11 protein-coding genes are annotated in these 10401 nt (G+C 67.0%); all 11 read left to right on the forward strand.

Annotation, left to right across the window (positions count from 1 at the left end):
* Nucleotides 1–37 precede the first annotated feature (37 nt).
* Nucleotides 38–787 (forward strand): 3-hydroxyacyl-CoA dehydrogenase family protein, encoded by a 750-nt coding sequence (locus JAP66_RS30815; RefSeq protein ID WP_199435399.1) that lies wholly within the window; start codon nt 38–40, stop codon nt 785–787.
* Between the two features lie 88 nt (nt 788–875).
* Complete coding sequence (locus tag JAP66_RS30820) at nt 876–2117, forward strand: alpha-hydroxy acid oxidase (RefSeq protein WP_199435400.1); 1242 nt, start codon at nt 876–878, stop codon at nt 2115–2117.
* 390 nt (nt 2118–2507) lie between these two features.
* A complete protein-coding gene (locus JAP66_RS30825) occupies nt 2508–3578 on the forward strand; it encodes a CaiB/BaiF CoA transferase family protein (RefSeq protein WP_199435401.1) in 1071 nt (356 codons plus the stop codon).
* A gap of 79 nt (nt 3579–3657) precedes the next feature.
* Nucleotides 3658–4848, forward strand: a complete 1191-nt coding sequence (locus JAP66_RS30830; protein WP_199435402.1) for a lipid-transfer protein — start codon at nt 3658–3660, stop codon at nt 4846–4848.
* A 1-nt stretch (nt 4849) separates the two neighbouring features.
* Nucleotides 4850–5311 carry a MaoC family dehydratase N-terminal domain-containing protein gene (locus JAP66_RS30835; RefSeq protein WP_199435403.1) on the forward strand — a complete coding sequence of 154 codons (462 nt, stop codon included), beginning with the start codon at nt 4850–4852 and terminating at the stop codon, nt 5309–5311.
* Nucleotides 5308–5718 carry a MaoC/PaaZ C-terminal domain-containing protein gene (locus JAP66_RS30840; RefSeq protein ID WP_199435404.1) on the forward strand — a complete coding sequence of 137 codons (411 nt, stop codon included), beginning with the start codon at nt 5308–5310 and terminating at the stop codon, nt 5716–5718. Before JAP66_RS30835 ends, JAP66_RS30840 begins: the two co-directional genes overlap by 4 nt.
* Nucleotides 5719–5805: 87 nt before the next feature.
* Nucleotides 5806–6633 carry an SDR family NAD(P)-dependent oxidoreductase gene (locus JAP66_RS30845; RefSeq protein ID WP_199435405.1) on the forward strand — a complete coding sequence of 276 codons (828 nt, stop codon included), beginning with the start codon at nt 5806–5808 and terminating at the stop codon, nt 6631–6633.
* 31 nt (nt 6634–6664) lie between these two features.
* Nucleotides 6665–7294 (forward strand): PaaI family thioesterase, encoded by a 630-nt coding sequence (locus JAP66_RS30850; RefSeq protein ID WP_199435406.1) that lies wholly within the window; start codon nt 6665–6667, stop codon nt 7292–7294.
* Between the two features lie 86 nt (nt 7295–7380).
* Nucleotides 7381–8274, forward strand: coding sequence for an NAD(P)-dependent oxidoreductase (locus tag JAP66_RS30855; protein ID WP_199435407.1), 894 nt, complete (start codon nt 7381–7383; stop codon nt 8272–8274).
* A 476-nt stretch (nt 8275–8750) separates the two neighbouring features.
* A complete protein-coding gene (locus JAP66_RS30860; protein ID WP_199435408.1) occupies nt 8751–9218 on the forward strand; it encodes a DUF6924 domain-containing protein in 468 nt (155 codons plus the stop codon).
* A gap of 633 nt (nt 9219–9851) precedes the next feature.
* Nucleotides 9852–10331: a hypothetical protein gene (locus tag JAP66_RS30865; RefSeq protein WP_199435409.1), complete on the forward strand. Its 480-nt coding sequence runs from the start codon at nt 9852–9854 to the stop codon at nt 10329–10331.
* Nucleotides 10332–10401: the final 70 nt, after the last annotated feature.

The raw sequence follows: 10401 nt of genomic DNA on the forward strand, positions 1-10401 counted from the left end.
CGGCCGGAAGGAGTCACGCGTGCATGATGTGAAACGAGTGCTCGTCGCCGGTATGGGCATGATCGCGGACGCCGTCGGCGACACCTGCGCGCGCGCTGGCTTCGACGTCGCCGTCCTCGACCCGACGAAGGAAGTCACCGATCTCGACGCGGCCGCCGGTCGCGTCGACGTCGTGATCGACGTTGCCGACGAAACGCGAGCGTCGAAGCAGCGGCTCCTCCAGCAACTCGACGCACGGTGCTCTCCTGACGTGCTCCTCGCGACGAGCACGTGTCACCACCAGGTGGGGCGGATCGCCGAGCGCTGCGCTCACCCCGAGCGCGTCCTGGGCATGCAGTGGTCAACGTCGTCAGCCGGTCTGACGCGGCTGGTGGAGATCGTCCCGACTGCGCAGAGCTCGCGGGCCGCGGTATCGACGGCCGTGCAGCTCGTCGAGGCGTGCGGGTGTTGCGCCGTCGTGTACCACCGCGACGTCCCCGGCGCGGTGGCGAACAGGCTCCGGATGGCGATGTTCATGGAAGCCATTCGCCTGGTCGACGAGGGCGTGGCATCGGTCGAGGACGTCGACCAGGTCGCCCGCGGGATGTACCGCCACGCGACGGGTCCGCTCGAGCTCCTCGACCGCACCGGTCTCGACAAGGTAGCGGCCGCATCCGCGGCGATGGCTACCTTCTACGACGACGACCGGTTCGCCGCGGCCCCGCTGCTCGCGACGATGTTGGCCCACGGTCGGTACGGGCGTGAGTGCGGCCGGGGCTTCTATGAGTACGCGTCGACGGACCATTAGCAGCCGGCCGCTGCCGAAGCTCCGCGGACACGGCCGCCCGCAGGCCACCGCTCGACTTGTCCCGATCTCCCTGCCGAAAGGTCAACCGATGGCCCTACGCCAGGCGCGCCGATTCCCGCGGGCTCGCGACCTCCTTCCCTTGCTGACCTTCAAGCGCCCGACGCTCAGCCCGACGCGTCGCCGCCTGGCAGCAGCGCTGACGATCTCAGATCTGCGGGGCATCGCCAAGCGGCGGAGCCCGCGTGCGGTGTTCGACTACACAGACGGTGCCGCCGACGCTGAGTTGTCGCTCGCCCGGGCGCGGCAGGCGTTTGAGGACGTGACGTTCCATCCGTCGGTGCTCCGCGATGTCTCGACCATCGACACGTCGGTAGAGGTGCTCGGTCGCCGCTCGGCCCTGCCATTCGGCATCGCGCCGACGGGCTTCACCCGGTTGATGCACACGGAGGGCGAGGTCGCGGGCGCTCAGGCCGCCGAGGCCTTCGGTATCCCGTTCTCGCTGTCGACGATGGGCACGACCTCGATCGAGGACGTGGCCGCTGCTGCGCCGGGCGGACGCCACTGGTTCCAGCTGTACATGTGGAGGGACAGGGACCGGTCGATGGCGCTGGTGGACCGGGCCGCAAAGGCAGGATTCGAGACCTTGCTGGTGACCGTCGACGTTCCCGTGGCGGGCGCGCGGCTGCGCGACACCCGCAACGGGATGACGATCCCGCCGACGCTGACACCCCGGACGGTGCTGAACGCAATCCCGCGGCTGGCGTGGTGGCTGAACTTTCTGACGACCGAACCCCTGACGTTCGCCTCCCTCGGCAAGTGGTCAGGAACGGTCGCCGAGCTGCTCGACTCGATGTTCGATCCGACCGTCACGTTCGCCGACCTGGCCTGGTTGCGTGACCAGTGGCCGGGCAAGGTCATTGTCAAGGGCGTGCAGACCGTCGCCGACGCGGCGCGGCTCGCCGAGATGGGTGTCGACGCCGTCTTGTTGTCGAACCACGGTGGCCGTCAGCTGGATCGTGCCCCGGTGCCCTTCAAGCTGCTGCCTGATGTCCGTCGCGAGGTAGGCGAGAGCGTCGACATCCACCTCGACACCGGCATCATGTCCGGTCAGGACATTGTGGCGGCGCTCGCCATGGGAGCCGACTTCACGCTCGTCGGCCGCGCCTACCTCTACGGCCTGATGGCCGGCGGACGCCGTGGCGTCGACCGTACGATCGAGATCCTCCGCAACGACGTCGAGCGCACCATGCGGCTCCTCGGCGTCACGTCGTTGGCCGACCTCGACCGTAGCCACGTCAGTCAACTGGGGCACCTCGACGTCCGGAACTGAACTCCCTCTTTCGCGGCTCACGTCACGTCCCGGCGGCCGGACCGTCGCTCGCTCTTGGCGGTGTCCCGAGGCCAACACGCGGCGCTGGTCTCCCTCGTGCGCTTCCTCACCGCACCCTGAACCGGCAGAGCGAATGCGTGCCAGCGCGCCCAGACGATTGACAAGAAGTAAATGCCGAGTAAGCTTAATTTGCGTGCTGACTGGCCAGGATTCCCTAGTCAGTGATGTCTGTTCCGGAAGAAGGGACGGACTCTTGCGCATTGTGGCCATTCATGTATATGGAAGTTCACTAATAGAGACACGAAGGCAGATTGGTAATGGCCGCCCGGCGCGGCCGAAGTCCGCGCCGGGCGTGCGCCCACTGGGAAGACCGGGGACGGAGAAGTGCAGATGACCAATGGACCACTCGAAGGCATGCGAGTCCTCGAGCTCGCCGGCATCGGTCCAGGCCCTCTGGCCTGCATGATCCTCGCCGACCTGGGGGCAGACGTGATCAGGGTGGAGCGTGCGGACGAGCCGGAAGGTGGCGTCGACCACCAGCTCCGTAGCCGCCGGATCACCACTGCCGACCTCAAGTCGCCGCAAGACCTCGATCGGGTCCTGCGGTTGGTCGATCGGGCCGACGTCCTGGTCGAGGGCTTCCGGCCGGGCGTGACCGAGCGTCTCGGGATCGGCCCGGACGTGTGCCTTGAGCGGAATCCCGGGTTGGTGTACGGCCGGATGACCGGATGGGGACAGCACGGTGCGATGTCGTCCATGGCGGGACACGACATCAACTACATCTCGGTGACGGGGATTCTCGAGAACATCGGTCGCCCCGACGAGCGGCCGGTACCCCCACTCAACATGATCGGTGACTACGGCGGGGGCTCAATGTTCCTGGTCACCGGCGTCCTGGCGGCCCTCTACGAAAGACACCGCTCCGGCCGAGGACAGATCGTCGACGCCGCCATGTGCGATGGGGCGAGTGTTCTGGCGCAGATGATGTGGTCGTTGCGAGGCGCCGGTGCCTGGGCGGACCATCGCGGGACGAACCTGCTCGACGGCTCTCGTCCCTATTACGACACCTACCAGTGCGCCGACGGGCGCAGTGTGGCCGTCGGGTGTCTCGAGCCCCAGTTCTTCGCCACAATGATCCGGATCCTCGGACTCGATACCGCCACGCTCCCGGCGCAGGACGATGCCGAGCGTGCGGACGAACTGCGCGCCGCGATCGCGGGCGTTATCGCGACCAAGACGATGGCGGAGTGGGCGGACATCTTCGCGGGGACCGATGCCTGCGTCACCCCGGTGCTCACCTACAGCGAGGCGCTGGAGAACCAGCACCTGCGGGACCGCGCCGTCTTCACCCAGATCGACGGTGTGGACCAACCCCGCCCCGCACCGCGATTTTCACGAACTCCCTGGCCGGAGCCGACGGCGCCCGAGCGTGTGCCCGCTGCCGACTGGGTCACAGGCTGACGACGCGGCCCGAGCACGGAGGGCCGCCACCACACGAATCCGACGCAGGACCAAGGCGCGACTACATCAGGAGGACCGGATGTCGAACCCAGTGGCAGTGGCAGGCGTCGGGATGATCCCGTTCACCAAGCCAGGAAAGAGCGAAAGCTACGACGTCATGGGCGCCGAGGCCGCCCGTCGCGCGCTGGCTGATGCGGGAATCGGCTACGACGGCGTGCAGCAGGCATACGTCGGCTACGTGTTCGGCGACTCGACGTCCGGGCAAAAGGCGCTCTACCACGTGGGCTTGTCGGGCACGCCGGTCGTCAATGTCAACAACAACTGCTCGACCGGCTCGTCCGCGCTGTACCTAGCCCGGCAAGCCGTCGAGAGCGGCGCCGTCGACGTGGCCTTGGCGCTCGGGTTCGAGCAAATGATGCCCGGAGCGATCGGGACGGCCTACCCCGACCGTCCGCCGTCCCTGGAGGCTTTCGAGCAGATTCGCGATCAGGTCCGAGGTGCCCCGGATCCCGGAGTGCCGAACGCGGCGACGTTCTTCGGAGCGGCCGGGCAGCAGTACGTCGAGAACCACGGCATCGACCCCTCCGTCTTCGCGCACATCACCGTCAAGTCGCGACAGCACGCGGCGAACAACCCCTACGCGGTGTTCCGTGCGCCGCTGACGGCCGACGAGGTGTTGGCGTCGCCCCACATCTACGGCCCACTCACTCGCTACCAGTGCTGTCCTCCGACGTGCGGCGCGGCCGCCGCTGTGGTCGTGTCGAAGGCGTACGCGAAACGGCACGGGCTGCGGTCCGACGTGGTCATCGCCGGACAGTCGCTCAGGACCGACACGGCGAGCTCCTTCGACGGCGACATGATGCGCCTGGTCGGCTACGACATGGCCGTTGCTGCGTCGAAGGCGGTCTACGAGCAGAGCGGCATCGGCCCGGAGGATCTCCGTGTCCTCGAGCTCCACGACTGCTTCACGACGAACGAGTTCATCACCTACGAGGCGCTCGGACTCACTCCGCCGGGGACCGCGGACAAGTTCGTGCTCAGCGGGGACAACACCTACGGCGGCCGGGTCGTGACCAACCCATCGGGCGGCCTCATCTCCAAGGGCCACCCGCTGGGGGCCACCGGCCTCGCGCAATGCGCCGAGCTGGTCTGGCAGCTGCGCGGCCAGGCGGGGGACCGACAGGTCGACGACGTCGACGTCGCCCTGCAGCACAACTTGGGCCTCGGTGGCGCCTGTGTCGTCACCATGTACCAGAAGGTCGACGCCTGAGATGGGCCTCTCGCCTAGTCTGATCGGCACCGCGCGCGAGGGCGCGAGCCTGCTGGTGACCCGGAGCCGGTTGCGGCTGTTCGCCAAGTCGACCGGCCAGCAGGACCCGATCTTCATTGACGTGGACGCAGCCAGACGCGCCAGTCATTCCGACCTCCCCGTCCCGCCGACCTTCTTCTTCGCCGTGGGTCTCGAACTGCCCGCACCACTGGACTTCCTCACGGACCTTGGGGTCGACCTCGCAGCCCTGCTGCACGGGGAGCAGGAGTTCACCTACCACCGCACCGCACACGCGGGGGACACCCTGACGTCGTCCCCGGTGATCACCGACGTCTTCGAGAAGAAGGGCGGCGCCCTGATGTTTCTCGTGACCGAGGCACCTGTGGTGGACCAGGACGACGTCCTCGTCGCCACGATGCGCGAGACCCTCGTCGTCCGACAGCTGGCCGGAGCCGGCGCATGACCGGGCCGCTGCTCGAAGTGGGTACCCGGCTGCCGGACCTCGCGGTTCCTCCGATCTTGCGCACGACCCTGGCTCTGTTCGCGGGAGGCTCCGGGGATCACAATCCGATCCATCTGGACCTCGACATCGCCCGGTCGGCGGGGATGGACGACGTCTTTGCTCAAGGAATGCTGTCCATGGCCTACCTGGCTCGTCTCCTCACCGACAACTTCCCCGTTGAGTCCCTGCGGTCCTACCGGGTGCGGTTTGCCGCCATCACCCCGGTCCATGCCCGGCCCACGTGCCAGGGAGAGGTCCGCGACGTCAGCGAGGTCGACGGTGAGCGGCGCGCGACCCTGGACCTCTCGGTCAGCCTGGCCGACGGCACGGTGACCCTGACCGGCGAGGCCGTCGTCGCCTGCCCCTGACCCCGAAGATCGGCGGCCGGACGAGCCCAGCGCGTTCGGCCAGCTGCTCAAACTGTCGATGCACGACCAGCAGCAAGGAACCGTCGAATGAGGAAGCTCGAAGGTAAGGCAGCGCTCGTCACGGGCGGCGGCCGCGGCATCGGACGCGCGACCGCGCTGAAGCTGGCCAGCGAAGGTGCGCGCGTTGTCGTGAACGACCTGGACGAAGATCCCGCGAACGAGGTGGTGGCTGAGGTCGTCCAGGCCGGGGGTGAGGCCGTCGCCGTTCCGGGCAGCGTCACCAGTGCGGGCTTCGCTGACCGGTTCGTGGCCGCGGCGGTCGACTCTTACGGTGGGGTTGACATCATCATCAACAATGCTGGCTACACCTGGGACGCGGTCATCCAGAAGATGACCGACGAGCAGTGGCGCGCGATCGTCGACCTGCACCTGAAGGCCCCCTTCGACATCCTCCGGGCCGCTCAGCCGGTGATCAGCGCCGCCGTCAAGCAGGAGAAGGCCGAAGGACGAGTCGTGCACCGCAAGGTGGTCAACATCTCGTCGGTGGCGGGCGTGTTCGGCAACGTCGGCCAGGCCAACTACTCCTCGGCGAAGGCTGGCGTCATCGGCCTCACGAAGTCCCTGGCCAAGGAGTGGGGCCGTTACCGCGTGAACGTCAACTGCGTCGCCTTCGGCTTCATTCTCACGCGGCTCACCGAGGCGAACGCCGACCAAGGGTCCACAATCACGGTGGAGGGCAACGAGGTCCGCGTCGGTATGAACGTCCAGCTGCAAGAGACGATGAAGGCTCTCATCCCCCTCGGCCGGCCGGGAACCCCCGAAGAGGCCGCCGGTTCCGTCGTGATGCTCACCTACCCGGAGGCCGACTACCTCTCCGGGCAGCTCATCGTGACCGGCGGCGGTCTTGAGGGGTGACGCGGCTCGTGGTCCATCCTGCCCGTCACCGATGACGGGCAGGAACGAAGGCATTGACGGCATCGCAGCGACGAACGCGCTCACCCGACCTCCGGGATCGGCGGAGCTGGGCGACGCCTACAGCGACATGATCTCCGCGTTCCGTACGTTCGTGGACGCGTTGGCCGGGGCCGCGCCCAATGAACTGACGTCGCAGCGCCTCGAACGCGACCTGCGCTCGTGGACCACCGCCCTGGAGGGCCTGGCGGTGCCGGACGCCCAAAGCCAATGGGGTCGCTGGCTGGACCGAGCGGGTCGGTCACAGGGTTTGGTGCCGCCGATCCGCGACGAGGTCGTGACGCCGACGTCCGCTACCGGGACGGTTGTCTTCGGTCGCTTCTACGGGGGCAAGAACGCCGTGGTCCACGGCGGAGCCGTCGCGCTACTCTTCGACGAGCTGTTCGGAAGAATGGGATTCTCGGACGAGACGGCCGGTCGGACGGCGTACCTGAAGACGAGCTACCGGTCCGTCGCGCCGGTGGACGCCGAGCTGAGCGTCGCCGGACGCCTCGAGTGGCTGGAGGGGCGCAAGCACCACTTCAGAGGCGAGATCCGGCACGGAGATGTGGTCTGTGCCGACGCAGAGTGCCTCTGGGTCGAGCTCAGGAAAGGGCAGCCGTGACGTCGAATCCTCCGCCCCACGCGGCTCCGTGGGACGAATCCGTGAGTGGCCGACCCGACCTCGTCGTGAGCGCTCCGACGGAGTCCTTGCTCGACCGGCTTCGCGGCCTCCCCGGCGCCGATGTCATCCTCTGGGGCCTCGACGGTCCCGCTCCTTGCCCCACCATCGACCTCGTCGTCCCGCCGTACATGCGCGACCGGAGCTTGTTGGGGTGGCTCGAGACGACAAAGACGCGAGTCGTGCAAGGTCAGGAGATTGGGTACGACGGTGTGCGAGACATGCTTCCTGAAGGACTCATCTACTGCAACGCGGCCGGCGTCCACGAGTCGTCGACAGCCGAACTCGCCATTGGGCTGATCCTGTCGAGCGTGCGCGGACTCGCCCGGTTCGCGATCAAGCAACACCTCCATGAGTGGGCACCAGCCAGCCACCGGACCCTGGCCGGACAACGGGTGGTAGTCATCGGGCAAGGGGGCGTCGGGCGGGCGATCGTCGATCGTCTGCGCGTCTTCGACGTCGAGATCGATCGGGTCGCCACCCGACGCCGGGTCGACAAGCACGGTGTCGTCACGGCCATGGGCGAGCACGTCCGCCAGCTGGGTGAGGCGGACATCGTCGTGCTGGCCGTGCCGTTCACGTCCTCGACCGCGGGGCTGGTCGACGACAGCTTTCTGAGCTCGATGAAGGATGGCGCGTTGCTGGTCAACGTGGCCCGCGGTAGCGTCGTCGACACCGATGCGCTCGTCGACCACGTGTCGCGCGGACGGATTCGAGCGGCGGTCGACGTGGTGGACACCGAGCCCCTCCCGGTGGCCCATCCGTTCTGGTCGCTCCCCGGAATGGTCATCACCCCGCACGTCGGCGGTATGACCGACGGGATGGAGGACCGTGTCGCGCTGCTTGTGCGCGAGCAGGTCCGCCTGATCCGAGTCAACGCGGTGCCGCGCAACGTCGTCATTGACGGCACGGTCGGCCAGTGACGATGCGCGTCCTATTCGCTCCGGGCGGTTTCACGGGCGGCACGCCGGGATCAGCCCTACTCGCTGATCACCCGAAAACGGCCAACGAACCGCGATCTCAGGCCCGTCGAGCAGTACTCGCCGTTCACGACTCCGCGGCACCCGGGCAACGCCAAGGTGTCCGATCTACGGGGCCAAACTCAATCCGGATTGGAGCTGGCCAAGATTCAAGAGGCGTCTCCGCCGGTTGCTCTCGTATGCCTTCCTGCGCACCGGGACCACCATCTGCCAAACCCGAGATTTCGGGATCGTAAACGGCTGACCAACGCCGCAGTTCGGCAGACCTCCTGTCGTTTCCGGTGACGAGCGGCTCGGGGCCTTGGTGCGGAGTAAGACAGAATGACCCAGCCGTTGTGATGCCACCCGCGATCACGTGTTGGTCGGCCTGGGGTGATCTTGTAGCCTGGCAGTCTTCTTTTCCGAGCGCTGGAGGACACATGGTGGACGCACGGTTGCCCGAGACGGACTATTCGCCGCTCCTGCGTACCGACTTCACCGACGACACGGCCTGGCAGACACTACTGGATGAGATCGACGACAACTGGATAGCCGTCATGGCCGACCCCGCTCACCGGGGCCTGTCCGTACAGGAACTTGTGGCGCTGGTCCCCGACGGCAGCCGCTATCCGGTGCTCGTCGTCGCCGACGACCGGACGTTCTCCGCCGCCGAGCGCTCGCTGCTGCTGATCGACGTCAGGGACGAACCCGGCCGGACGTTCCGCGCGGCTGTACCCGACGCGTTCCAATCCGTCGTCGGCAACCTGGCGATCGACAACATGAGCTTCGACGAGTACCTCGACTCCGACTCCGTCGACGACTCCGGTGTCTACCGGCTTTCCGACCGACATCACCAGGCACTGGCCTCGCTCCAGGGTAAGCCGCGGCCAAGCGCGTCACCGCATTGAGTCGTGGTGCGTTCACTCGAGGTCCCTCCTCCGCCAAACGCGAACTCCTGAGCAAAACGCACTCCCCAGCCGATGTCGCGGCGAGTGGACATCGCGGTTCAGTCCGGGGCGTCCCAGGGGACGGGGCCGGTGACTGCGTTGAGGGCGGGGACGAGGTGTGTGCTGTTCTTCGTAGGCGAAGTGGCCAGGCTACTGAATGGCGAGCATCGGTTGGCGCCACTGTTGTGAAGCTGCCTCTGCAACGCAGGCTGCAGACGCAGACACAGTTGGAACCGTTCCGCTTGAATCTGGGCGTCGCAGGTTCGAGTCCCCCGGGCGGGACTGCCAAAGGATGGGAACAGGGCTGCCAGCAGTTCTGCACCGGCAGTCTGGAGATTTAGTCATCCTTCGAACTGTCCGTGCGTGAGTGACGCCCGCTGGGGTAGGGGATGGCACGTTCCGCCCCCAGCTGACCGAGCCCAACCAGGAATTGCGTCGACGTCGAGAGCGGCACACGCGCCAAGTGTCCAGGCTTGTGCTGGTCGTACGGGTTCGAGGCGCTGGTTGTGTCAGCCGTGACGCCAACGTCGGAAGCGTGCGTTTGAGTAAGTTCTTCAGGCTGATGAGGAAGGTGAGCCAGCCAGCCGGGCCGAGATGTCTTGCTGCAACCGAGGGCACATCGAGGTCCACTACCTGCTGGCTCGCCGCGATCCAGCCGACCGCATCTCGTACACCACCGCGTCCCTCATCGGTCGAACCCTGCGCGCCGCTGACTGGCGCGCTGAGCGCGAGTCGCTCACCGACCTCATGACTGAAGTCACCGACATGCTCGTCGCGAACGTAGCGGTCGCGACGATCGGGTACCAGCTGGCCGAGGAGTGTTCTGGCCTCCACTCGGAGCATCCGTCCATCGCGTTCGGTCGTGGTGAGCTTGATGGGCTCCCTCGCCAGCTGACCCGGACGTTCTCGCCGTCCCATGGAGAAGCCTCGCGTCCCTTTGAGCGGCTGAGCCACGGGCAAAAGTCGCTGCTCTACGTCTCGCTGGTACTGGCATGGCAAGCACTGGCTAGGCGAGTACTCAGTGGCAAGGACACCTCACTCGACCGTGACCGCCTCCGGCCGCCGATCACGTAGTGCGTGCGGACACCGTCGACGTCGGCGAAGGGAGTGTCCGATTAACGGTGGATCCGATCTTGGGATTGGT

This window comes from Qaidamihabitans albus (assembly GCF_016464705.1).
Taxonomy (GTDB): domain Bacteria; phylum Actinomycetota; class Actinomycetes; order Mycobacteriales; family Pseudonocardiaceae; genus Qaidamihabitans; species Qaidamihabitans albus.

Bases quoted from the DNA above. Each gene is read 5' to 3' on its own strand.
- JAP66_RS30820 (WP_199435400.1), top strand. From the start codon at position 876: ATGGCCCTACGCCAGGCGCGCCGATTCCCGCGGGCTCGCGACCTCCTT.
- JAP66_RS30825 (WP_199435401.1), top strand. From the start codon at position 2,508: ATGACCAATGGACCACTCGAAGGCATGCGAGTCCTCGAGCTCGCCGGC.
- JAP66_RS30830 (WP_199435402.1), top strand. From the start codon at position 3,658: ATGTCGAACCCAGTGGCAGTGGCAGGCGTCGGGATGATCCCGTTCACC.
- JAP66_RS30835 (WP_199435403.1), top strand. From the start codon at position 4,850: ATGGGCCTCTCGCCTAGTCTGATCGGCACCGCGCGCGAGGGCGCGAGC.
- JAP66_RS30840 (WP_199435404.1), top strand. From the start codon at position 5,308: ATGACCGGGCCGCTGCTCGAAGTGGGTACCCGGCTGCCGGACCTCGCG.
- JAP66_RS30845 (WP_199435405.1), top strand. From the start codon at position 5,806: ATGAGGAAGCTCGAAGGTAAGGCAGCGCTCGTCACGGGCGGCGGCCGC.
- JAP66_RS30850 (WP_199435406.1), top strand. From the start codon at position 6,665: ATGACGGGCAGGAACGAAGGCATTGACGGCATCGCAGCGACGAACGCG.
- JAP66_RS30860 (WP_199435408.1), top strand. From the start codon at position 8,751: ATGGTGGACGCACGGTTGCCCGAGACGGACTATTCGCCGCTCCTGCGT.
- JAP66_RS30865 (WP_199435409.1), top strand. From the start codon at position 9,852: ATGTCTTGCTGCAACCGAGGGCACATCGAGGTCCACTACCTGCTGGCT.